The following is a 21163-nucleotide window of genomic DNA, read 5'->3' as shown; positions in this document are numbered from 1 at the left end:
TCTGGTGGATCTCCTCCGGAACGCCTTCACGATGACGTGGATCTCCCTACGCTCGCCAGAAGTTGGGTTTCCCTAGGGGATCAGGAAACGTCGCATATGCCAGCTCAGAACGAGATCGACCCCAGCGAGAGCCTGGAGAGCTTCATCGCCGACATGATCCGCGACGCCCGCAAGCGCCGCGAATGGCGGCAACAGGACCTCGCAACCAAGGTGTTCAGCAGCACTACCCGGATCTCCGAGATCGAGAACGGAGATTCGCCGGACCTCAAGCTCGGCCGACAGATCGACCAGGTCCTCGAACTCGGCGGGGCGCTGGTGAACCTGCTGGTCATCCGTGACCGCACAGCTTTCCGCGACTACGCGCAGGGCTTCCTGCGGGACCAGGCTCGGGCGCGGACCATACATGAGTTCTCGCTCGTCGTGCCGGGACTGCTCCAGACCCCGGCGTACGCTCGCGCGGTCATGGAGCAGGCGGTGCCCGGTGGGCACCCTGACATCGTCGGTGCCGTACGGCGACGTGCCGAGCGACAGGCCGTGTTCGACGGCCCGCATCCGCCGTGGTTCTGGGTGGTTCTCGACGAGAACGCCCTGTCGAAGGTGGTCGGGTCCAAGGAAGTGATGCGGGGGCAGATCGAGTGGTTGCTCGAAGCCGTTGCCCGGCCGTTCATCAACGTCCAGATCCTGAAGGCGGACCGTGCGGGGCTCCCGGGGTCGGTGAGCCTCCTCACCCTCAATTCCGGTGAACGCACCGCCTACACAGAAGGGTTCGGCATCGGTTGCTATATGGTCGAACCGTCCGACGTCGACCGATTCCAGCAGGTCTACGACCGGCTCCACGCCGACGCCCTCGGGATCGTTGAGTCAGAAGAGATCATCCGCGAAGCACTGGGGAAGCACGATGACTGAGCCCAACTGGCACAAGAGCACGTACAGCGGCGACGACGACAACTGTGTCGAGGTGGCCGGCAATCTCGCTCGTGTCCACGTCCGGGACACGAAGGACCATGCCAAGGGTGAGCTGGCCGCCGCCCCGGCGGCCTGGGCCGCGTTCACCGGGTTCGTGGCGGCGCAGGCGCGATGACGTGACGTGGCGGCTGCCTCGCGAGGCGGCCGTCCGTGCCGGGGTTCAGACGGACTGCTCGACTCGCTCGAAGATGTCCGCGTCCGTCTCCAGCTGCCAGGTGGGAAGGTCGGCCCAGTCGGCGACGTAGCCGGGCTTCGGGTCCTCGAAGTGGCGGAACATTTGGGCGGTCCAGCAGATCGCGACGAAGCGGCCCTTCTGCTCGCGGGTGAGGCGGGCCGCGGGTCCCCCACTGACCGGGATGAAATCCCGCACCTGCCCGCAGACGTCGGCGGCCTCGCGCTCCCACGTGGGCGTCTCGTCCCACGGCGTGACGTATCGGGGCTTCGGCTCGCCGGGGTAGTGCTTGTTCACGCCATCGATCCACGCCTCGCGGAAGATCCGGCCGTCACTCATCCGCGTGTCCCTCTCGTCGTGCGGTGCGCGGAAGCGCCGCGATTCGGTAAGTCGTGGGAGGTGCGCGGCCCGTCCCGGCCAGCACCGATGTACCGCGACGCCGAACGCAACCGCACGCCTTCCGAGGACGTGCTGTGGAAGGGCACCATGCGGGCCGGGGACGTCATGTACATCCGGTGCGGCTTCTGGCACACCGCCACCCGGCTCGGCTCCTGCAGTGGCGGCCACTCGTTGCGCGTGACGTTCGGATCTACAAAACGGAACGGTGTCACGTGGGCCAACTTCCTCTCCGACGCCGCCCGCGCCGACGGGACGTTTCGCCGCGACCTGGAAGGCGTCGAGGGACCGAGCACAAGCTGCTGACGGGAAAGCCCGACTCTCTGGCCGCCACCTACAGCCCCGAGCGGTATCTGGACGAGCTGTGGTCCAATACCCCGCCCGCACACCACCCCATGTGGCCGCCTTCGGCCGACCGGAGAGGGGCCCGGCCGTCACCGAGTTCACGCCCTCCATCATCCGCTTCGGCAAAGCGGTCCAGGTCTGTGGCGGGGCAAGCGGCTGACGTTCCTCGAGCGCGCGGAACCGGGCCTGCGGCTCCTATCGGGTCACCCGGTCCACCTCGACGGCGCCGACGAGGACACCACCACACTGGCCGACCCGCTCATCACGGAGGGGCTGTGCGGACCACTGACGGAGATGTCGTCCGCGGGCCCCGGTCTTGTCATGCCCATGACGTATTCGAGTCGCCTCCGACCTCGGCCTAGCGTGCCTCGACACCGCCTCGAACTACCTCCGCCGTCGCTCACACGAGGCACTGAGGACGGTGGCTGACGATCTCTTGTCGAAGGTCTCGGTCTCCACCAAGGTTGGGTACTTCCGAGGAACGCTCCCTCGGGCCCGCCCAGCTGCGTGCCGCAGTCGAGCGGGCCGCGAAGGACCTGGGACGGGAGCCGGACACGGTATTCCTCCACAACCCCGAGCACTCCCACCCGCCGCCGAGACGCTGGCGCGCGCGTGCGTGATTTTGGCCGATGCCGCGAGGGCGGAGTTGTGCGGGGGTGGGGTGTATCGAGCTGGGACCCGCGCCCGCTCGTGGAGCTGGACGCGCCCCGCCCCGACGTCCTCATGGTCAGACCGGGGCTGCTGGTCGGCGTCGACGCCCTCGAAGCGGCCGAGGCCCTGGTGACGCGATGGCGGCCGTCGCAGGTGTGGGGCATGAGCCCCTTCGGCGGCAGTACGACCGAGGCGGTGTGGGGGAAGTTCGACCTGCGGATCTTTCTACGGGACTCCCCGCCGGCCACGAGGGTCCAGACGGCGTTCCGCTCCGCCTACGGCCTGCCCCGGGTCGACGCGGTCGTGGTCGGCACGGACGACGTCGACCACCTGCGGGAGCTGACCGGCGCCCTGGCGCACAGGTTGACGACCAGGTGGTTCGGGAGTACCGGCAGCTCCTCCAGGCCCGCCGTCAGCCTGTCTGAAGTTCCTTACTCAGATGTGTCCGAAGCGTCCGCTCCACACGATCGAGAACCTCATCAATCGGTTCGACCCGCAAGTCGACGGCACGGGCCGCAGGTACCGAGAGAGTCGTGAACGCGACCGTAGCAGCGGGCCGGTCCGTAGGGACTCATCTTGGTCACGGTGCCAACTCTTCCCATCGGGCTTCGCTCCAGCCGCTGGGCACGTCCCCAGAAGTCGCCTGTGATCAGCGGCGGTTCGGTGACGTGGGCTGCCTCGACCGCACCGCCTCAACCACCTGTTGCGCGGCTTGCTCCGGGTCTTCGTGTTCCCACACTCGGATGACAAGCCATCCCGCCTTGCGCAGTACCTCGTTGGTCTCGCTGTCGCGGGCTCGGTTTCCGGCGATCTTCTCCTGCCAGAACTCCACGCCCTTCTTGGCGGGGCGAAGATGCTCGGGGCAACCGTGCCAATAGCACCCATCGACGAAGACGGCGACACGCGCTTTCGGAAACACCACGTCGGCGGTTCGACGTAGGTCCGGAATGGGCCTCAAACCGACGCGGTAGCGCAAGCCGTGCCGGTGGAGCGCGGACCGCAGCAGTTTCTCGGGTTTGGTGTCCTTCGCCTTGTTGGCGGTCATGACGGCTCGGGAAGCGGGGGAGGACGCCCACGAGCCGGGAGGTACGGTCTCGGTGGTCACGTATCCGGCGGCATGGGCTATCTCCCATGCCGCTGCCAGGTTCGCGGTACGAGTCGCGGCGTCCACCTCTCCGACATACCGCTCGTGAGTCTCGCCCTCCTGCGACCACCGGAGGTAGGCGCGGATGCGGCGGGTGCTGCGATACAGGCGCAGCGCGACAGACGCTCGCGCGTATCGCGCCTCACCGATGTCGACCGCACGTGTGAGGCGACCGCCGGCAGCTCGGTCCTGCTCGGCCGCTCGGGCCTCCCGGCTCATCCCCGCTCGCGGCTTCCACGCCCGATCGGGAGGCATCTGATCCTTCCAACGCCTCTGCCGATCGCCTGCTGCCTCGGTCACTTCCGCTTCTCCGGGTCCTCCAGAGCCTCGACGGACTTGAGAGCTTCGGCGACGGCCTTCGAGAAGGCCGTCCCGAGCTTGACGGGCACGGCGTTACCCAGCTGGCGCATCTTCTCTCCCCGCGGCCCGTCGAGGACCCAACGGTCCGGAAACGTCATGACTCGCGCGGTCTCCCGTACGGTCATGTACCGGTACCCGTTTCCGCCGCCCGCGTTGACGAAGTCGATTTCGTCGAGCTGCATGACGGACTCACCGCCTGGCACACCGTGCACACCCGCCTTTACGGTCTTCGCGGGCCGATCCAGCATGTTCGGAGTGTGCCCGGCGTACGTTCGAGCTCCGGGCCACCCAATGTGGTCGGCGACGTCGCCCACGGGGAGCTTGTCCCTGACAGCGTCTTCCGTGACGTGCGGGAGCGGTTTCCCCTCGTTCTCGTCGACTCCCGCGATGGCGTCGCGCAGCGTGCGCCACGGCTCCAGTTTCAGTTTCTCCTTGACCTTCTCGTTCTCGTAGTCGAGTTGGGGAAGGTTGGCGATGACACGCTTACGGACAGCGGTGGTCACCTTCCTGTGCCGCTCCGTCCAATAGGGCCCGCCCTCACGCATGGAGTGGATCATCGACTCCTCGGAGTGCGTCTCCTTGGGCATGAACCCTTCCCAGTCGACGCCGAGGTCGGCTCGGAACGCGACGATGATCACTCGATTCCGGATCTGCGGAACACCGTAGTCAGCCGCGTTGACCTCCATCTCCTTGACCATGTATCGCTCTGAAAGTTCAACGGAGTCGTTGGCGATCAGTTTCTCGAGGATTTCGTTATGAACTTCCCACGTAGCGTCCCCGTCACGTTCGACGAACGGCAGACGCATCTCGTTCAAGATGTAGTTGAAGTAGGGCCTGAAGGAAGGTCGAAGCAGGCCACGCACGTTCTCACAGATGACCGCCTTCGGTCTCATCTCCCGAATCGCGCGGAACATTTGCGGAAACATGTTCCGCTCGTCTTCCATGCCCTTGTGGACGCCCCCGAGGCTGAACGGCTGGCAGGGGGGTCCGCCGGCCAGGACGTCGACCTCTTCCGTGACAAGGTCGGCGAAGTCGACATCACGTACGTCACCCTGGACGAGCGGCCAACGCTTCTCCGGCTCGTCGGGGTCCGGCGGATTGTTCCTCAAGGACTCGCACGCCCGCTTGGCGTACTCGTTCACCAGAAGCGGGCGGAAACCTGCGGCGTGCACGGCCATCGCGAGCCCCCCGCCGCCAGCGAACAGTTCGACACACGTGCCCACCTTTTGGTGATCTTCTCGCAGCTCAAGCATGGGAGAAGCGTACCGCGGAGTTGTTGATCACTGAAGCTCATTCGTGAACGGATACTCCGTGACCACCGGAATCACCGGATAGGGTGACGGTGATTGAGCCCACAGTGAGGTTGAGCAAGGCATGTCCGCATCGTTCAGCAACCAGTTCCGCCTGAGCATCACCAAGGCGCTGGGGGACCAGCTCGCGGAGGAATTGGCCAAGCTGACGCCCGCCGCCCTCACGCGGACCAACCTCGACGCCTTGGGCCAACAGGCGGCCATCGAGAACCTCGCCAGCCGCTCCGGGGTCTACGAGCTCTACCGGCAGACCGAGGCGGACCCCGAGCCCAAGCTGGTGTACGTGGGCAAGGCGGAAAAGCCGCTTCCTCAACGCCTTGGGAACCATCTCAAGAAGATCTCGGGGCGAAGTGACATCTCGCTCGACGAGATGGCGTTCAAGTGCCTTTTCGTCGCCGAAGATTTCACGGCTGTGGCCCCCGAGAAGTTGCTGATCAAGAAGTACAAGAAAGACGGGCAAATCCCGTGGAACACGAACGGATTCGGCAACAAGGACCCGGGCCGTAATCGTGACCGCACCGTACTCAAGAAGAATCACTTCGACGTACTGTTCCGGATCGACCTAGAGCGAAACCTGGAGGGCCTCACTCCTGGCGAGCAGACCCTCGAATCCCTTCTCGCGCAGATCAAGGGCGGAGTGTCGTACAACTTCCGCTACGAAGAGTCTGACATCTACCGAGACACGACCATCTCGGTGCCGCTTGGTCCAATGACAGCTGACCAAGCGTTTCGGCTTGTCGCGGCACACTTGCCGGAAGGGTGGCAGATCGCGGCACTCATGGGCTACGTGATCATGTACCAAGACGACCAGGCCGACTACGCGAGCGCCTGGCGGTACTACCGAGGAACCGACGTGGACGACTCCGAGCCGAAACTGAAGGCCGCCGGAAAGATCGAAGAAGAGTCCGAGAACGGTGACGACGACGCTTGACGGCTCGCCAACCCCCACGCGCCAGTGGTCCGGTCACGTGAGCTCCCCCTTCTCCAAGAGCTCCCGGACCGCCTCCTCGTCGCGCCGTAGAACGATGCGACCATCCCCTCGGCTGTAGGCGAGGGTCCGACTACCTGGGGTCAGGCCAGCCTCGGCGAGGAGGCCCAGGGGGAGGGGAACACTCCCGTCGTCGGCGATCACGAGTTCAGCCGGTTTCACGCACACATGCCGATCACTTTCTCAAGAGAGGGAGCGGTTCAGGGCGTCCGGCAGCATCCCGAAGGCCCGCAGCCGCTCGCCATCAAGCACTGGCGGGCGACTGTGGCTTCCACGGGTTCCTCATGCAGTCGGCACCAAGCCCGAAACGGGATCGCAGACGCCCACCACCGAGGCAGGCCCCACCCTGCGAAGCTTGGTGTCCGATGGCGAGAGGGGCGCCGCCACATGATCGCCGACGGCCTGGGTCGCGTTCATCGTATTCGCGGCGGGTCGGACGGGCTGCGCCGCACCGGCGGCCGTCCGGCGGCGGCTCCCGCTTTTTCCCCGCATGGGCCCGGCGGCCCACAACGGGCGTCCAGTGGAATCTCGGGGGATCCATGCCGGAGCAAGGCCGTGTCGTCGTGAGCGTCGACCGGGCGCGGACCACGGTGGGCGACGGGCTGACCAGTGCCTCGCTGAGCACGCTCACTGTGTACGTGCCGGGCGGCGGGTCCCTCGTGCTGACCGACGCCTACGCCGGGCTCACGGGCTTCGCCGAGGCCGTCGACGCCGACTTCAGCGGCGTGCGGCTCCCGCTGGACGCGGCCCGTCTGGAGGCGGGGGAACGGCTCGACTTCCTGCTCGTCCGCATCGACCTCGCGGGGATCGAGCACCTGGACGAGCGCCTGGAGTGGCGTGCGGTGGAGCGGGTCGAGCCGGTGCGGGACAATCTGATCATTCGTCAAGTTAGCTTCGGCAAGCCGTAGTTGTCGCTTCCGGTGGAAGGGGTCCCCAGCCTGCGGATCCTCCTGGCGCTCACGGACGCGCTGCTGCGGCGGCACCGCCAGGGGTGGCGGTCGTCGCTGACGGCGGCGGCGGAGGCCATCACCGTGCTGTTCGGCTCCGGCGAACCGCAACGATCATCGGCCGTACGAGGGGGTCGCCTGCCGGATCGCCGCTGGTGTACGGATCGGGATCAAGCCAGATATTGCCGCGTCGGCGCGATATTGCAAAAGAGCAGTTCAGCCCATGCTTTTACGTTTCCCCAGGAGGAGGCGAGGCGGCTGGAGCACCGGGCCGTGAAGTCCTTTCCAGGGCGTTGAGCTGCGGTGATACCAGGAGTCCCCAACATGCCGGCAGTTCTTTAATGATTGGGTCGAAAACAGGTCTCCCGGCGCAGAGCCCGCGTACCTTCAACGCCTTGCGCAAGAAGCGCGCGGATCCGATTCCAGGAGTGGCTAGATGGCCAAGGGACACAAGTGCCCGGTCTGCGGGACGCAGACACTGCAGCCGAGCAGCACCAACCGCCTGAAGTGCTCGAAGTGCCGGTCGACGTTCCTCAAGGGCGTGATCGTCGGCCCTTGACGCACAGGGGTGTCCCGGAGCCCATGAGGGAGGGGCCGGAAGCCGTGGTGCCGCAGGGAGGCCCCGCGGCTCCGCCCCACCGGTTCGGGCCTTTCTCGGCGAAGGAGCTCCGGGCGGCCCGGCCTGTCCCAGGGCCGGTTCTCCTTCACCGGGTCCAAGGCCCGTGCGGTGCCCCCGGCCCATCGCCCGGCACGGTCCACGCCGTCAGTTTCTCCGGGTTGCGGACCGCCCAGATGTGGGTCACCCGGTCGCCGTCCAGGGCGAAGGCCGCCACCGTCACCACGTTGGCGCCGTGCTGGGCGACCAGGCCCGGACGGCCGTTCACCGTGCGTTCCAGGAGGGTCAGGCCCGGGGCCTTGCCCGCGATGAAGACGAAGTACTCCGCGATGCGGCGGGCGCCCGTCAGCGGGCGGAGCGCCGTCCCGACGAGACCGCCGCCGTCCGCCGTCATCACCGCGTCCGGGTCCAGGAGACCGACCACCGCCCCGATGTCCTTCGCCTCCCACGCTTCCTTGAAACGCCTTACCGCGGCGGCCTGTTCGGCATCTGGCCGGGACACCGTCCGCTCCCCCCGGACCCTGCGCCTGGCCGACGCGGCGAGCTGACGGCAGGCCGCCGGAGTCCGGCCCACGATCCCGGCGATCTCCGGGAACGGGTAGCGGAAGACGTCGTGCAGGACGAACGCGACCCGTTCCGCCGGGGTCATCGACTCCAGGACCACCAGGAACGCCATGCCCACCGACTCGTCCAGGGCCACCCGGTCCGCCGGATCGGCCCCGTCGCCCCCGCCCCACTCCGTACGGTCCGGCAGCGGCTCCGGCAGCCACGCGCCGACGTACCGCTCCCGCCGGGCCCGCGCCGAGCCCAGCATGTCCAGGCAGATCCGCCCCGCCACCGTCGTCAGCCACGCCCCCGGCGACTCCACGGCCGCCCGCCGCGCCGGAGCCAGGGCGTACCAGCGGGCGTACGCCTCCTGCACCGCGTCCTCGGCCTCGGTCAGCGAACCGAGCAGCCGATAGGCGATGTTGGTCAGCCGGTGCCGCTCCCCCGCGACCGCGCCGGAGTCCTGGATGCTCATGGGTGACGTCCGCTCCCCGCTCGTCCCGCCCGAGGCGTGCGGCGCACCTCGCCTCACACTTCGCGGGCCTGTCTCGTCGAACAGGCGAGACAGTACCGAGCGACCGCCGCACGGCGGGACGAGGGGGCGGAACGATGTCCGTACCGATGACGAACGGGACGATCACGGGGGCGGGAAGCGGGGGCGCGAGCCGTCCGGGCGGGTGCGCGGACCGGGCGGGCGGGTGGCCCGTCCTCGTACGGGTCGCGGTGCTGCTCCAGACCCTCGCCCTGTTCTTCCAGGCGGTGACGGCGGGGCTGCTGCTGTCCACCTCGTACGGGGAGACGCTCCACGGGGTGGGCGCCCGGGTCATGTACGGGGCGTCGATGCTGTACCTCCTGGCCGCCGTCCTGGCCTGGCGGCCGGGCGGCGGCTCGCCCCGCCGGATCGCCCACGCGACCGTCCTCCTGCTGCTCGCCTCCCTCCAGGTGGTCCTCGGCATCGCCCACGTCCCCTCGGTCCATGTCCCCCTGGGCGTCCTGATGTTCACGCTCAGCGTGCTCGATCTGGTGGGGGTTCCGGGCCGTCGCGTACGGCGGTGAGGGCGCGGCCCGGGGAGGGGCCGACGCCACCTTCTCCCGTACGGGCCCTGGCCGTACGCCTGGGCGGCCACCGCCACGGCCCTCCCCGGCTACGGGCGTCCGGCCCCGCCCGCTCCCTGCGCCCGGTCGCCGCCCGGCCCCGACGCGTACGCCAGCGGGGGCGCGATCGACCGGACGTCCGCGCCCTCCCCGACCCACAGCCCGATGAACAGCGCGGCGGTCGCCTCCAGCAGGCCCGCGCGGTCCAGACCGCCGCCGGAGACCGGGACGCAGCCCGCGTCCACGACCAGCTCGTGGACGCGGGCGAGGGCCGCCGGGTCGTCCCCGCAGACCGGCACCGCCAGCGGGGACCCGCCGAACACGGGGGGCCGCATCCGCCACACGTCCTCGTGGCACAGGTTGAACGCCTTGACCACCCTGGCTCCCGGCGCGGCCTCCGCCAGCCGCCGCGCGGCCGACGGGCCGCCCTCGGTCAGCAGCCGGAAGCCGGGCCCGACCGGGTTGGAGCAGTCGAGCAGCACCCGCCCGTCCAGGGGACCGCGCAGTTCCCGCACCACCTCGGCACCGGCCCCGTACGGCAGCGCCGCGAGGACCACCTCGCCGGACCCGGCCGCCGCCCGGAGCCCGGCGGGCCGCGCGCCCCCGCCCAGGCGCGCCGCGAGCCGTTCCGCCGCGCGCGGGTCGCGTCCCCCGACCGTCACCTCGTGCCCGGCCCGCACCCAGTGCGCGGCGAGCGCGTCCGCCATGTTCCCCGTGCCCAGTACGCCGATCCTCATCGTGTTCTCCCTTCGCCCCTGAACTTCCTTGTGGGGCTGACTGGTTCGGCTGTCCGTACCGACGCTAGGGAGCGGCTCGGGCACCATTCGGTACGTGACCCCTGACTCCGGCCCCGATGCCTCCCCCTTCCTCGCCGACTGCCGGGCCCGCCTCGCCTTCGACCTGCTCGCGAACACCTGGAACGCCGTGGTGCTGTGGGCGCTCCGCGACGGGCCCCGCCGCCCGGTCGAGCTGCGGGAGCGGATCGGCGGCATCAGCTCCAAGGTCCTCAACGAGACCCTGCGGCGGCTCCGGGACAGCGGTCTGGTCGAGCGGCGGCCCCACCCCGGCTCACCGCCCCGGGTCGAGTACGAACTCACCGATCTGGGGCGGACGTTGCTGGGTCCGATCGAGTTCATGGGCGCCTGGGGCTTCGAGCGCGGCGACGAGGTGATGGCGGCGCGGGAGGCGGCTTGCGCGGCCGGGCGGGAGGTTGGGCGGGAGCCCGAGCGGGAGTCCGGGCGGGAGTCCGGGCGGGAAGGTGAGCGGGAGGGCTGGTGGGGGAGCGGGCCGGGGTCGGGCCGGTAGCCGGGACGGTTGCCGCCGGGGCGGGGTCCGGGGCGTACCCCCGCCTCGGAGGGGGAGGTACGGGCCCGGGGCCCGGCCCGTTCCCGTACCGCGCCCCGGGCCCGTGCCTCCGCCCCCGGTGTTCAGGCCGTCGTCCGCCGGACCTCGGCTCCCATGGTCACCGTCGTGTCCGCCGCCTCCGTGACCACCGGGTCGTGGGTCGCCACCACCGTCACACAGCCGTGCTCGTGCGTGGTGCGGGCGATCAGGGCGGTCAGTTCGTCCGCGCGGGCGCGGTCGACGGCCGCCGTCGGCTCGTCCACCAGGAGCAGTTCCGGCTCCAGGAGCAGGGCGCGGGCCAGGGCGACCCGCTGGCGTTCGCCGCCGGAGAGCTGGTCCGGGCGGTGGGACCCGCGATGTCCGAGCCCGACCTCTTCGAGGAGCGCGCGGGCCCTCGGGCGCAGGGCGCGCGGGCTGCGGCCGGTCAGCGAGACGGCGGCGAGGAGCTGTTCCTCGGCGGTCAGCCCGGTGAGCAGGTTGCCGCTCTGGAAGACGTATCCGATGCGCTCCCGGCGGGCGCGGGCCCGCTCCCGGTCGGTGAGCGCGGCGAGATCCGTACCGTTGAGGAGGACCTGGCCCGCGTCCGGCCGGAGCAGCGCCCCGGCGACCGCGAGCAGCGTCGACTTGCCCGAGCCCGAGGGGCCGACGAGCGCGGTGAGCGCGCCCGGCGGGAAGCGCGCGTCGAGACCGCTCAGGGCGGTCGTACGGGACTCGCCCCGGCCCAGAGCGACGGTGACGTCATGGAGGTGGAGGCTCATCGTCCGGCTCCCAGCAGGGTCATCGGGTCGACGGTGGCGACCCGTCGCAGGGTGAGGGCGGAACCGGCGAGACCGACCACGGCGACCGCCAGCATGGTGGCCGTGAGCGTCCCGGCGGGCAGACTGAACGGCACTTGCTCGCCGACGAGCAGACCGACCCCCGCCGCGAGGGCCGCGCCGACGGCGGTGCCGGTGGCGACGACCACCGCCGCCTGCGCGAGGGTGTGGCCGAGGAGCCTGCGCCGGGAGGCGCCCATCGCGCGCAACAGGGCCAGTTCCGGGGTGCGTTGGACGGTCCACACGGCGAAGAAGGCGCCGACGACGAGCGGCGCGATCAGGAACAGGAACGTCTGGATCGACGTCATCGTCAGACGCTCGCCGTCATAGCCGGGGGCCGCCGCGAAGGCGGTCTCCAGGGGGACGGTCGTGGTGTCGTGGCGCCGGTCGGCGGCGGCGAGCGCCGCGCCGTCGGTGCCCTCGGGGAGCCGCAGCGCCACGGCGCTGTACTGGGCGGGGAGCCCGGCGGGTGCGGCCGAAGCGGCACTCGGGGCGGCCGACGCGGCTCCCGGGACGGCCGAAGCCGCTCCGGGGGCGGTGAAGCGGACGCGCCGCCAGGTGTCGGCCGTCATGTACGCGACGGGCACGTGCCCGTACGAGGAGCGGCCGGTGGCGCCGACGACGTGCAGCCGGATGCCGAGCCGGTCCACGACGAGGGCGTCGCCGATCCGGACGCCCTCGTCGAGGAGCTGGCGGGAGACGACGACGCCGTCCGGGCGCGCGGGGTCGAGCCGTCCGCCGTCGTCGGCGCCGGGGTCGGTGAAGGCGCCGGGCACGACCCCGAACGCGGCGAGGTCGACCTCGGTGCCCCGGCCGGTGGTGCCGCGCGTGATGGTCACGCCCAGCGGGCTGGCTTCGGCGCCTGCCTCCCGGCCCCAGTCCTCGGCGGTACGGGCGTCCACCAGGCCCCGGGCGAACTGGTCGGAGTCCGAGCCCGAGGCGAAGGCGACATGGGTGGCGGGCAGACGGCGCAGGGCGGAGACGGTGTCGTCGCCGAGGCCGGTGGTGAAGCCGGAGACGATGCCGACGAGGGCGGCGACCAGGACGACGACGCTGCCCATCAGCAGGAAGCGGCCCCGGGCCGCTCTCAGTTCCAGCAGGGCGAGGAACACGGTGTTCCCTCCTCCAGTGATCTTTCAGGGGGCTGATCTTTCAGGGGTCCGGCCGTCCCCAGGATGGGGACGCAGCGTCCCCAAGATAGAAGATGGCGACGCGGCGTCTCCAAGGGGGGTCCCCGCGGTGCGCCCCTAGACTTGACCCCGTGCCCAAGATCCACGCCGCCACGGTCGCCGACCACCGCTCCCAGCAGCGCGCCGCACTGCTCGGGGCGGCCCGCGAGATCCTTGAGGAGGGCGACGCCTCCCGGGTGACCTTCGCGGAGGTGGCCCGCCGCACCGGGCTCGCCCGCAACAGCGTCTACAAGTACTTCCCCGACCGGCACCACCTGCTGACCGCCGTCGTGCACGAGGCCGCACCCCGCTGGACGGACCGCATCCACACGGCCCTCGCCGCCGCCGGGGACGGCCCCGGGGAACGCGTCGCCGCGTACGTCACCGCACAGCTCCTGATGGTCCGCGACGGCGAACACCGCATCGCCCGCGCCGTCGCCGACGAACAGGACGCCGCCGCCCTCCGCGCGGGCGCCGACACCGCCCACCGGGCCCTCCTCGACCCCCTCGTCGACGCCCTCCGCGACCTCGGCGACGACGACCCGCTGCTCACCGCCCGCTTCCTCCAGGGCTTCGTCAACGCCGCCACCACCGCCCTGGAGAACGGCGCCGACTGGACCGCCGTCACCGACCGCGCCGTCCGCCTGGCCGTCGCGGCCCTCGGCGGCCTCGGGGCGGGCGGGGCCGTTCCCTCCACGGGCTCGGCCGTCTCCTCCACGGGCTCGGCCGTTTCCCGTACGGGGCCCGTCGCGCCCCCGGCGGGACCGGTCGCACCTCCCGCAGGCCCGCCCGCGTCTCCGGCGGACGGGCGCGCGGGGGAGTAGGGCCGCCGCCCTCGCCCCTCCGGGGGCCCGCGGCCCTTGCCCGTCCGGGGCCCGGGGCCCGGGGCCTTCGCCCGTCCGGTGACCCGCCGCCCTCGCCCGTTCGGGGGCCGCCGCCGTGCGGCCCGTCCCTGCGCCTGCTGAGCTGGACGCGATTCCCGTACCCCCGCGTCCCCCCACCCCCAGGAGCAGGGCATGGCCGTCATCGTCACGATCGAGATCCCCGGCGGCACCCGGGAGCAGTACGAGGAGACCACCCGGCGCCTCGAAGAGACCGACTGGTTCCCGCCCGCCGGGCTCCTCGCGCACGCCGCCGGGCCCGACGGCGACGGCGGATGGCGGGTCGTCGACTTCTGGGAGTCCGAGGACGAGTTCCTCGCCTTCATCGAGAAGGGCAGACCCGTCTTCGAGCGCTCGGGCGTCCGCAGGGTCCTCCCGACCGTCCAGGAGGCGACCCACGTCATGGTGCCGCCCCCGGCGAACTGAAAACCCTTTGCGGGGCGGGCCCGCGAGCGGCACGCTTCTCGACCATGACCAGCACCGCTTCCCCCGTCCGCCCCGTCGCGGACCTGTTCGCCGCCGACGGGCGCCTCAAGACGGTCCCGCGCCGTCCGGCCCGCCGCGAGGCGCTCCTCGCGCACCTCGCCGAGACCCTCTTCGAGACCGGCCGCGACTACCGCGAACCCGAGGTCAACGAAGCCCTCATGGGCGTGCACGCCGACTACCCGGCCCTCCGCCGGTACCTCGTCGAGGGCGGCTTCCTCTCCCGTACCAAGGACGGCTCGGCCTACCGCCGACAGCAGCGCCCCGACTCCCCGTCAGGCACGGTCCCCGCCGTCGCGTGACCGGGCCGGTCACGGCGGGCCTGCTCGCCGGATACGGCATCGCGATCCCGGTCGGCGCGGTCGGCGCGCACCTGGTGGCCGTCACGGCCAGGACCGGCTGGCGCACCGGCGCCGGGGCGGCCCTCGGCGTCGCCACGGCGGACGGGGCCTACGCGCTCCTCGCCGTCGCGGGCGGCGCCGCCCTCGTCCCGCTGCTCCTCCCCGTCATGGGCCCGCTCCGCTGGGCCTCCGCGCTGCTGCTCACCGCCCTCGCGCTGCGGTCCGCGCGGACCGCGTGGAACGCGTACCGCGCGGGCGACGCGGCCTCCCGCGACGACGGCACGGCCCCGACCGCCGGCCGCGCCTACCTCGCCTTCCTGGGGATCACGCTCCTCAACCCCATGACGGTGGTCTACTTCGCGGCCCTCGTCCTCGCCACCGGCCCCGACGCGCCCGCCGGGCCGGACGGGAAGACGGCCTTCGTCCTCGCGGCGCTCGCCGCCTCGGCCAGCTGGCAGCTCCTCCTCGCCCTCGGCGGCACCGTCCTCGGCCGCACCCTGACCGGCCACCGGGGCCGCCTGGCGACGGCCCTCGTGTCGAGCACCCTCGTCACGGCCCTCGCGGTGCGCCTGGTGACGGGCGGAGACTGACGGCCGGGCCCGTTGTCGGAGGCGGTCACTACAGTGCCGCCATGTCGAACGAACAGATCAACTTCGCTTCCGTACAGGCCCTTTCGGTCGGCGACCCGGTCGGTGGACTGGGCAGTGACCTGGTCGGTGGACTGGGCAGTGACCCGGGTGCCGTCCCGGGCGCTGGCCTCGGCCGTGAACCGGGCGTCGGCCTCGGCCGTGAACCGGGTTTCGTCCCCGGCTCCGGTCCGGGGTCCGGTCCCGGCGGTGAGCCGGGCAACGACCCCGGCTGGGACCGGCTCCTCGCCGAGGGCTTCGCCGCCCTGATAGGCCGCCCCCTGGAGGAGTACGGCACCGACGCGGTCTACGCCGCCGGGATCGGCGGCAACCTCATGTACGAGACCGACTTCCGGCAGGACCTCGCCTGGGTGCGTCCGGAGGCCCTGAGCGGCGCCGAACCGGTCGTGTGGGACTGCCCCTTGTTCGGCGAGGGCGACAAGGTCCCCGCCTTCGACGCGAGCCGCTCGCTCTTCGAGTTCCCGGCCCTCTCCTGCGCCAGGACGGCGCTGCCGCCGGAGCTGGCCGAGGCCCTCGCCGCCGTCGAGATCGGGCACGGGATGGTCCGGGGCGCCGATCTGGCCCCGCTGCTCGCCGCGCACGCCGTGGACCTCGCCGACCCCGCCCACGCGGGCACGTGGACCGTGTACCACGCGGTGCTCGTCTCCGACGGCAGCCTCCTGGGCGCCCTGAAGGCGGCCCTCGTCACCGGCGACCGTCCCGAGGACCTGATCGACTTCGGGACGGAGCCGGACGAGGAGGGAGCGGAGGAGCTCGCCGCCGTCGCGCACGACGGACTCCGCACCCACCTCGGCCACTTCCGCTCCGACGGCGACGTCGGCATGGTGACGGTCACCGAGGAGGGCCTCGTGCCGGGAGTCCTGCACGAGCTGGGCTGCACTCCCGTCGCGGGCTGGGAGGACGGCCACGGCCAGATCGACATCGCGGTCCTGCGCCTGAGCGACCGCGTCACGGGGCGCGCGCCCCGCCGGGCCTGAGGCCCGGGGCCCGGGGCCCGGCGCGCTCAGTGCCAGAGCTGGGTGTTGGACCCGTTGCAGTCCCACTGGTTGGCGGTGGCGCCGTTCGCGGTGGAGTCCCCGCGGATCTCCAGACACTTCCAGGAGTTCCCGTTGATCAGGGTGTTCGACGAAGTCCAGTACCAGAGCTGGGTGTTGGACCCGTTGCAGTCCCACTGGTTGGCGGTGGCGCCGTTGGCCGTGGAGTCCCCGCGGATCTCCAGGCACTTGCCCGAGTTCGCGTTGACCAGGGTGCCCCAGCCGTTGAGATCGGAGCTGTACCAGAGCTGGGTGTTCGAGCCGTTGCAGTCCCACTGGTTGGCGAGGGCCCCGTTGGCCGTGGAATCGCCCCGGATCTCCAGGCACTTGCCCGAGTTGCCGTTGACCCAGGTGAACGGGCCCGACGCCGCCGCGGCACCGGCGGACGGCGCGGTGGCGCCGCCGACGAGCAGGACCGCTCCGGCGGCCAGCGCCATGCTTCCCTTGCCGACGCGTACGTTCATGTCTCTCCCTCGGGTGGTGGTGGACCGGATACGGCCGGAACGGGGGCGCGGACGGTGTCGGACCGGCGGGCGGGACCCCGGACCGCCGGTCGTCGGCCGCGACCCGTCGGCCATCGATCCACTTATCATGTACCTGATCAATCTCTCCGGTGACCGACGGCCCGCCATTGGCCCGAAACGCGTGAAGACCGGCCGTGAAGAAGCCCTCGCCCCGCCCGGCGCGCTCCGGGTTCCCGCGGCGACGCCCGCGCACGGCCGGATCGCGGGCCCCGCCCTCTTCCCGTCCAGGGCCGGACGGACGGTTCCCCGCGGCGGTGATGTCGTCGTGGATTCCCCGGCCGCCGCCGAACGTCACGTACCCGCCGTCCGGGCGGAGGGCGGTTCCCCGTGCCGACCGGGCCCCTTTCCGTCCACGGTCCCGTCCCCGCCGGGCCGGGGCTGCGGTCCCGTCCCCGCCGGGCCGTACGGGTGGCTCACTGGACCAGTCCCGTGCGCGCGGCGCAACGCGCGAGGCAGGGCCCGCCCCCGGTGGATGCACCACGCACCCATGGCCCAAATTGGTCTAGTCCAAGGTTTGTTCAAGTGCCGCCCAAGTCGTTGACGCGACCCGGCGGCCGGGGTTTCCGTATCCCAACAGCCTTGCGCGACAACGGCGTTGCCGCACCCCCCCCGCACCCCCCCACAGTCATTGGATGGCCATGATGAGACGCATGAGGTCGCTCCGCTCCGCCCTCACCGCCGCCGCGACCGCCGTCGCCGCCCTGGGCCTGGCCGCGACCACCGCCGCCCCCGCCCAGGCGGCCACCCCGCTCCCCGCCCATGTCTTCGCCCCCTACTTCGAGGCCTGGACCGGGGAGAGCCCCGCCGCCCTCAGCGCCCAGTCGGGCGCCAAGCACCTGACCATGGCGTTCCTCCAGACCGCCACCAAGGGCTCGTGCACCGCGTACTGGAACGGCGACACCGGCACCCCCGTCGCCCAGTCCTCCTTCGGCGCCGACATCAGGACCATCCAGTCGCGCGGCGGCGACGTCATCCCCTCCTTCGGCGGGTACACGGCCGACACCACCGGCACCGAGATCGCCGACAGCTGCACCGACGTCAACCAGATCGCGGCCGTCTACCAGAAGGTCATCACGACCTACGACATCACCCGGCTCGACATGGACATCGAGGTCGACTCCCTCGACAACACCGCCGGGATCGACCGCCGCAACAAGGCCGTCAAGATCCTCCAGGACTGGGCCGCCGCCAACGGGCGCAAGATCGAGATCTCGTACACCCTGCCGACGACGACCCGGGGCCTCGCCGCCAACGGGGTCGCCCTGCTCAAGAACGCCGTGACCAACGGCGCCAAGGTCGACGTCGTCAACATGATGACCTTCGACTACTACGACAACGCGGCCCACGACATGGCCGCCGACACCAAGACCGCGGGCCAGGGCCTCTACGACCAGCTCGCCAAGCTCTACCCCGCCAAGACCCCCGCCCAGCTCTGGGGCATGGTCGGCATCACCGAGATGATCGGCGTCGACGACTTCGGCCCCGCCGAGACCTTCACCCTCGCCAACGCCCGTACGGTCTACGACTGGGCCGTCGCCAAGGGCATCAACACCCTCTCGTTCTGGGCGCTCCAGCGTGACAACGGCAGCTGCCCCGGCGGGGCCGCCGCCGACAACTGCTCGGGCATCCAGCAGAACACCTGGGACTTCTCCCACATCTTCGCGCCGTTCACCAGCGGCACCACCGCCCCCACCGACGACTTCTCGGTGACCGCGAACCCGGCCGCCGCGACCGTCACGGCGGGCGGCTCCACCACGGCCACCATCGGTACGGCCGTCACCGCGGGTACGGCCCAGACGGTGAACCTCTCCGTCAGCGGTCTGCCCGCCGGGGTCACCGCCGCCCTCAGCCCCGCCTCGGTGACGGCGGGCGGCTCCTCGACCCTCACCGTGAACACCGCCGCGACCACGGTCTCCGGCACCTACCAGATCGTCGTCAACGGGGCGAGCGCCTCGGCCGGTCACGCGGCGGTCCTCACCCTGACCGTCACCGGCGGCGCCACCCAGTGCACCGCCGGGCCGTGGGTGACCTCCTCCGTCTACACCGGCGGCCAGACCGTCTCGTACAAGGGCCACACCTGGAAGGCCAAGTGGTGGACGACGGGCGAGGAGCCCGGCACCACCGGCCAGTGGGGCGTCTGGCAGGACCTCGGCGCCTGCTGACCCGGCCCCCGGCCGACACACCGAACGGACCCGCCCCCGGGAAGCCCCGGGGGCGGGTCCGCCCGTAGGGGCGGGACCACCCCTACGGGTCCGGGCCGACCCCCCGTACCCGTGGCCGTACGGGCGGCTAGCGCGGTCGGCCGAAGCGACTCCCGTTGTCGTCCTCCGTCCGATCCTGTTCCTCCCCCGCGGCGCGGACCGCGTCGCGCAGGGGGCCGGCGAGATGGCGGCCCAGGGCGCGGACGGCACGGTCGAGGTCGTCGAGGAGCGGGGCGAACCCGGCGGCGGCCGAGGCGCCGAGCGAGCCGCTCCGCCGGAGTTCCTCCAGGTCGTACACGGCGCGGGCCAGCGCGTTCGTGGTCCGGCCGGAGATCCTGTCGGCGATCTCGGAGAGCCGGGTCGCCGCCCGCGCGTGCTCCTGGAAGTCGATGCGGAAACTCCACGGGGCGCCCACCGGAGGCCCGTACCCCGGCAGTTCGCCCGGCAGCCGGTCGGGCGCCCGCCGCCCGGCACCGACGACCGCGCCACCGCTTCCGACGGCTCGGCCACCACCCCCGACGGCTCCGCCCACGATCCCCGCCCCGCCCGTGATGCCGGGGCCCGTGCCGCCGCCGGTCGCGCGGCGCCTGCCCGCCAGGTCGGCCGGGACGTCCGGGAGGCCCGCCACCGCCGGGTCGGCGCGGGCGGCGGCCGACCGGGCGCCACAGTCGTCGAAGGCCTCCGCCTCGATCGACCGGAGTTCGGCGCGGGCGTTCTCGACGGCGTTCCGCCGCGCCGCGTCCAGCGGCGGCCGGATGCTTCCGGGCACGGCGGTGGGCGGCGGGAGGGCGGCGGCGAGGCGGGCGACGACGTCGCGGGCCGTGTCCTTGTGCACGGCGATGGCGTCACCGCAGTTCAGCAGCTCCGAGGCGATCACGGCGGTGGCCTCGTTCGTACGGGTGAAATGGTCCCGGACGCGGGCCCCGTGCGCGGCGAGCGCGTCCGTCGCCTCCCCGCGCCCGCCGGACAGCGGCCCTTGCAGGGCCTTGGCGGTGTCCGCGCAGTCGTCCGCGAGGTGGTCCGCGCAGCTGCGCAGACTGTTCCGCGCCCGGCTCGCGGCGTCCTCGTCCGCCGCGGGCCAGGGCAGGCCGTGCTCGTCCATCAGGGCCCGCTCCTCGTGCGTGCGCTCGATCGTCACCGAGTGAACTCCCCCCAGCAGAAGCCGATTCGGGCGCACACGCTCTCATGGGCCCGATCGCCCTACAAGGCGCGCGGCGGCCCGCCGGGGGCGTACCGGAGTCACGTGAAGCGCACGGGCCACGGCCCGAGGCGCACGGACCCGGCCGAGGCGCACGGCGGTGGGCGGCCCACGCGCGCACGGCGCCCCGTCAGTCGATGTGCACGATCTGGAAGGCCTCGGCCATCCGGCCCGGCGGCAGTCCGCCCGCCGTCGCGTGCTCGCCGAGCCAGGTGCGGAGCAGCCCCGCCAGGTCGTCGAAGTGGGCGGTCTGGGAGGTGTGGATGCGCAGCGCCTCGACCTTGCGCTCGAAGACGGGGGTGACGTCCACGTACTGGTTGGGGGTGGGCCCCGTCATCAGCCACAGCTCGTGGACCGTCCAGGGCTTGAGCCCCTCGTGCTTGAGGAGTTCGGAGTGCGCGAAGGGGTTGCGGGCCTCGGGATAGATCGCGCGGAGACAGGCGTCGCCGACGGCGCGGTGGTCGGGGTGGAGGTCGGCGACCCGGGACCAGTTGATCTCGGGGGAGGGGATGATGGCCCGCTGCGGCCGTACCTCGCGGATGATCCGGCACAGGTCGCGGCGGAGTCCGACGGACGCCTCGACGAAGCTGTCGGGGTAGCCGAGGAAGCGGACGTCGGCGACTCCGCTGAGCTTGGCGGAGTGGACCTGCTCGGCGCGGCGCAGGTCCGCCATCGCCTGCCGGGGCAGCCGTTCGTCGTAACCACCGGCGCCGCCGTCCGTGACGATGCAGTACGTGACACGGGTGCCGCGCTCGATCCACTGCATGACCGTGCCGCTGACACAGAACTCGATGTCGTCCGGGTGCGCGGCCACGACCAGCAGAGATTCCGGCGCGCCGCGGTCGGGGGCCGTGTCCGCCAGGGCGCTCGTCGCGTGGTCCTCCATGTCCCTCATGGGGCCAGCCTGTGGGGGCGGAGGGGGCGTCGCAAGGTCACGTCGTGGCGTGAACTGGACATGGCACTTACGCGCCATTCAAAAGCTTGGTAGAT

24 protein-coding genes are annotated in these 21163 nt (G+C 71.6%); 14 read left to right on the top strand and 10 right to left on the bottom strand.

The window, feature by feature from the left end:
- The first annotated feature begins 96 nt into the window (after positions 1-96).
- Positions 97-906 (top strand): Scr1 family TA system antitoxin-like transcriptional regulator, encoded by an 810-nt coding sequence (locus ACIO92_RS15335; RefSeq protein ID WP_402281546.1) that lies wholly within the window; start codon positions 97-99, stop codon positions 904-906.
- Positions 899-1081 carry a DUF397 domain-containing protein gene (locus ACIO92_RS15330; protein WP_366446296.1) on the top strand — a complete coding sequence of 61 codons (183 nt, stop codon included), beginning with the start codon at positions 899-901 and terminating at the stop codon, positions 1079-1081. Before ACIO92_RS15335 ends, ACIO92_RS15330 begins: the two co-directional genes overlap by 8 nt.
- Positions 1082-1126: 45 nt before the next feature.
- On the opposite strand, the gene ACIO92_RS15325 is transcribed toward ACIO92_RS15330, so the two are convergent.
- Entirely contained in the window at positions 1127-1477 is a 351-nt protein-coding gene (locus tag ACIO92_RS15325; RefSeq protein WP_402056951.1) for a hypothetical protein, read from the bottom strand.
- An 87-nt stretch (positions 1478-1564) separates the two neighbouring features.
- Between ACIO92_RS15325 and ACIO92_RS15320 the strand changes: the two genes are divergently transcribed.
- On the top strand, positions 1565-1840 hold the full coding sequence (locus ACIO92_RS15320; protein WP_402056948.1) for a hypothetical protein: 276 nt from the start codon (positions 1565-1567) through the stop codon (positions 1838-1840).
- Positions 1841-3179: 1339 nt separating this feature from the next.
- Here ACIO92_RS15320 and ACIO92_RS15315 read toward each other — a convergent pair.
- Together ACIO92_RS15315 and ACIO92_RS15310 are read right to left on the bottom strand one after the other, a co-directional pair.
- Positions 3180-3974 carry a very short patch repair endonuclease gene (locus ACIO92_RS15315; protein ID WP_402056945.1) on the bottom strand — a complete coding sequence of 265 codons (795 nt, stop codon included), beginning with the start codon at positions 3972-3974 and terminating at the stop codon, positions 3180-3182.
- The gene (locus ACIO92_RS15310) at positions 3971-5287 is read right to left on the bottom strand and encodes a DNA cytosine methyltransferase (protein ID WP_402281543.1); all 1317 of its coding nucleotides are present in this window, start codon (positions 5285-5287) and stop codon (positions 3971-3973) included. The genes ACIO92_RS15315 and ACIO92_RS15310 overlap by 4 nt, the downstream gene beginning before the upstream one ends.
- Before the next feature lie 121 nt (positions 5288-5408).
- On the opposite strand from ACIO92_RS15310, the gene ACIO92_RS15305 reads away from it, so the two are divergent.
- The 3 genes from ACIO92_RS15305 to ACIO92_RS15295 all read left to right on the top strand — a co-directional run bounded on the left by ACIO92_RS15305 (position 5409) and on the right by ACIO92_RS15295 (position 7838).
- Complete coding sequence (locus ACIO92_RS15305; RefSeq protein WP_402281541.1) at positions 5409-6275, top strand: Eco29kI family restriction endonuclease; 867 nt, start codon at positions 5409-5411, stop codon at positions 6273-6275.
- 596 nt (positions 6276-6871) lie between these two features.
- The gene (locus tag ACIO92_RS15300) at positions 6872-7240 is read left to right on the top strand and encodes a hypothetical protein (protein WP_402281539.1); all 369 of its coding nucleotides are present in this window, start codon (positions 6872-6874) and stop codon (positions 7238-7240) included.
- A 475-nt stretch (positions 7241-7715) separates the two neighbouring features.
- Positions 7716-7838 carry a hypothetical protein gene (locus ACIO92_RS15295; protein ID WP_402056936.1) on the top strand — a complete coding sequence of 41 codons (123 nt, stop codon included), beginning with the start codon at positions 7716-7718 and terminating at the stop codon, positions 7836-7838.
- 145 nt (positions 7839-7983) lie between these two features.
- On the opposite strand, the gene sigJ is transcribed toward ACIO92_RS15295, so the two are convergent.
- Positions 7984-8916: an RNA polymerase sigma factor SigJ gene (gene sigJ, locus ACIO92_RS15290; RefSeq protein ID WP_402281537.1), complete on the bottom strand. Its 933-nt coding sequence runs from the start codon at positions 8914-8916 to the stop codon at positions 7984-7986.
- A 134-nt stretch (positions 8917-9050) separates the two neighbouring features.
- Between sigJ and ACIO92_RS15285 the strand changes: the two genes are divergently transcribed.
- Positions 9051-9497 (top strand): hypothetical protein, encoded by a 447-nt coding sequence (locus ACIO92_RS15285; RefSeq protein ID WP_402281535.1) that lies wholly within the window; start codon positions 9051-9053, stop codon positions 9495-9497.
- Between the two features lie 89 nt (positions 9498-9586).
- Here the strand turns inward: ACIO92_RS15285 and ACIO92_RS15280 are convergent, their stop codons facing one another.
- Positions 9587-10273: an NAD(P)-binding domain-containing protein gene (locus ACIO92_RS15280; protein ID WP_366439900.1), complete on the bottom strand. Its 687-nt coding sequence runs from the start codon at positions 10271-10273 to the stop codon at positions 9587-9589.
- A gap of 94 nt (positions 10274-10367) precedes the next feature.
- Between ACIO92_RS15280 and ACIO92_RS15275 the strand changes: the two genes are divergently transcribed.
- Entirely contained in the window at positions 10368-10841 is a 474-nt protein-coding gene (locus tag ACIO92_RS15275) for a helix-turn-helix domain-containing protein (protein WP_366439899.1), read from the top strand.
- Positions 10842-10963: 122 nt separating this feature from the next.
- Here ACIO92_RS15275 and ACIO92_RS15270 read toward each other — a convergent pair whose 3' ends face one another.
- Both ACIO92_RS15270 and ACIO92_RS15265 read right to left on the bottom strand, forming a co-directional pair.
- Entirely contained in the window at positions 10964-11638 is a 675-nt protein-coding gene (locus tag ACIO92_RS15270; protein ID WP_366439898.1) for an ATP-binding cassette domain-containing protein, read from the bottom strand.
- Complete coding sequence (locus tag ACIO92_RS15265; RefSeq protein WP_402281532.1) at positions 11635-12807, bottom strand: ABC transporter permease; 1173 nt, start codon at positions 12805-12807, stop codon at positions 11635-11637. Before ACIO92_RS15265 ends, ACIO92_RS15270 begins: the two co-directional genes overlap by 4 nt.
- Positions 12808-12956: 149 nt before the next feature.
- On the opposite strand from ACIO92_RS15265, the gene ACIO92_RS15260 reads away from it, so the two are divergent.
- The 5 genes from ACIO92_RS15260 to ACIO92_RS15240 all read left to right on the top strand — a co-directional run bounded on the left by ACIO92_RS15260 (position 12957) and on the right by ACIO92_RS15240 (position 16193).
- Positions 12957-13688, top strand: coding sequence for a TetR/AcrR family transcriptional regulator (locus ACIO92_RS15260; RefSeq protein WP_402281530.1), 732 nt, complete (start codon positions 12957-12959; stop codon positions 13686-13688).
- A 192-nt stretch (positions 13689-13880) separates the two neighbouring features.
- Positions 13881-14171 (top strand): hypothetical protein, encoded by a 291-nt coding sequence (locus ACIO92_RS15255; protein WP_366439895.1) that lies wholly within the window; start codon positions 13881-13883, stop codon positions 14169-14171.
- Between the two features lie 44 nt (positions 14172-14215).
- The gene (locus ACIO92_RS15250; protein ID WP_366439894.1) at positions 14216-14530 is read left to right on the top strand and encodes a DUF2087 domain-containing protein; all 315 of its coding nucleotides are present in this window, start codon (positions 14216-14218) and stop codon (positions 14528-14530) included.
- Positions 14527-15159 (top strand): LysE family transporter, encoded by a 633-nt coding sequence (locus ACIO92_RS15245; protein WP_402281527.1) that lies wholly within the window; start codon positions 14527-14529, stop codon positions 15157-15159. Before ACIO92_RS15250 ends, ACIO92_RS15245 begins: the two co-directional genes overlap by 4 nt.
- A 41-nt stretch (positions 15160-15200) precedes the next feature.
- Complete coding sequence (locus tag ACIO92_RS15240) at positions 15201-16193, top strand: hypothetical protein (RefSeq protein WP_402281525.1); 993 nt, start codon at positions 15201-15203, stop codon at positions 16191-16193.
- A 26-nt stretch (positions 16194-16219) separates the two neighbouring features.
- On the opposite strand, the gene ACIO92_RS15235 is transcribed toward ACIO92_RS15240, so the two are convergent.
- Positions 16220-16714, bottom strand: a complete 495-nt coding sequence (locus ACIO92_RS15235; protein WP_366439891.1) for an RICIN domain-containing protein — start codon at positions 16712-16714, stop codon at positions 16220-16222.
- 701 nt (positions 16715-17415) lie between these two features.
- On the opposite strand from ACIO92_RS15235, the gene ACIO92_RS15230 reads away from it, so the two are divergent.
- The gene (locus ACIO92_RS15230) at positions 17416-18936 is read left to right on the top strand and encodes a glycosyl hydrolase family 18 protein (protein WP_402281580.1); all 1521 of its coding nucleotides are present in this window, start codon (positions 17416-17418) and stop codon (positions 18934-18936) included.
- 127 nt (positions 18937-19063) lie between these two features.
- Here ACIO92_RS15230 and ACIO92_RS15225 read toward each other — a convergent pair whose 3' ends face one another.
- Complete coding sequence (locus ACIO92_RS15225) at positions 19064-20113, bottom strand: hypothetical protein (RefSeq protein WP_402281523.1); 1050 nt, start codon at positions 20111-20113, stop codon at positions 19064-19066.
- Between the two features lie 190 nt (positions 20114-20303).
- Positions 20304-21068: a PIG-L deacetylase family protein gene (locus tag ACIO92_RS15220; RefSeq protein ID WP_366439889.1), complete on the bottom strand. Its 765-nt coding sequence runs from the start codon at positions 21066-21068 to the stop codon at positions 20304-20306.
- Positions 21069-21163: the final 95 nt, after the last annotated feature.

This window comes from Streptomyces sp. NPDC087215, assembly GCF_044744885.1.
Taxonomy (GTDB): domain Bacteria; phylum Actinomycetota; class Actinomycetes; order Streptomycetales; family Streptomycetaceae; genus Streptomyces.
Note: the sequence above shows the minus strand (reverse complement) of the source record. Positions and strands in the feature narration are given on the sequence as shown.

Bases quoted from the DNA above. Each gene is read 5' to 3' on its own strand.
- ACIO92_RS15335 (WP_402281546.1), top strand. From the start codon at position 97: ATGCCAGCTCAGAACGAGATCGACCCCAGCGAGAGCCTGGAGAGCTTC.
- ACIO92_RS15330 (WP_366446296.1), top strand. From the start codon at position 899: ATGACTGAGCCCAACTGGCACAAGAGCACGTACAGCGGCGACGACGAC.
- ACIO92_RS15325 (WP_402056951.1), bottom strand. From the start codon at position 1,477: ATGAGTGACGGCCGGATCTTCCGCGAGGCGTGGATCGATGGCGTGAAC.
- ACIO92_RS15320 (WP_402056948.1), top strand. From the start codon at position 1,565: ATGTACCGCGACGCCGAACGCAACCGCACGCCTTCCGAGGACGTGCTG.
- ACIO92_RS15310 (WP_402281543.1), bottom strand. From the start codon at position 5,287: ATGCTTGAGCTGCGAGAAGATCACCAAAAGGTGGGCACGTGTGTCGAA.
- ACIO92_RS15305 (WP_402281541.1), top strand. From the start codon at position 5,409: ATGTCCGCATCGTTCAGCAACCAGTTCCGCCTGAGCATCACCAAGGCG.
- ACIO92_RS15300 (WP_402281539.1), top strand. From the start codon at position 6,872: ATGCCGGAGCAAGGCCGTGTCGTCGTGAGCGTCGACCGGGCGCGGACC.
- ACIO92_RS15295 (WP_402056936.1), top strand. From the start codon at position 7,716: ATGGCCAAGGGACACAAGTGCCCGGTCTGCGGGACGCAGACACTGCAG.
- sigJ (WP_402281537.1), bottom strand. From the start codon at position 8,916: ATGAGCATCCAGGACTCCGGCGCGGTCGCGGGGGAGCGGCACCGGCTG.
- ACIO92_RS15285 (WP_402281535.1), top strand. From the start codon at position 9,051: ATGTCCGTACCGATGACGAACGGGACGATCACGGGGGCGGGAAGCGGG.
- ACIO92_RS15280 (WP_366439900.1), bottom strand. From the start codon at position 10,273: ATGAGGATCGGCGTACTGGGCACGGGGAACATGGCGGACGCGCTCGCC.
- ACIO92_RS15270 (WP_366439898.1), bottom strand. From the start codon at position 11,638: ATGAGCCTCCACCTCCATGACGTCACCGTCGCTCTGGGCCGGGGCGAG.
- ACIO92_RS15255 (WP_366439895.1), top strand. From the start codon at position 13,881: ATGGCCGTCATCGTCACGATCGAGATCCCCGGCGGCACCCGGGAGCAG.
- ACIO92_RS15250 (WP_366439894.1), top strand. From the start codon at position 14,216: ATGACCAGCACCGCTTCCCCCGTCCGCCCCGTCGCGGACCTGTTCGCC.
- ACIO92_RS15240 (WP_402281525.1), top strand. From the start codon at position 15,201: ATGTCGAACGAACAGATCAACTTCGCTTCCGTACAGGCCCTTTCGGTC.
- ACIO92_RS15235 (WP_366439891.1), bottom strand. From the start codon at position 16,714: ATGAACGTACGCGTCGGCAAGGGAAGCATGGCGCTGGCCGCCGGAGCG.
- ACIO92_RS15230 (WP_402281580.1), top strand. From the start codon at position 17,416: ATGAGACGCATGAGGTCGCTCCGCTCCGCCCTCACCGCCGCCGCGACC.
- ACIO92_RS15220 (WP_366439889.1), bottom strand. From the start codon at position 21,068: ATGAGGGACATGGAGGACCACGCGACGAGCGCCCTGGCGGACACGGCC.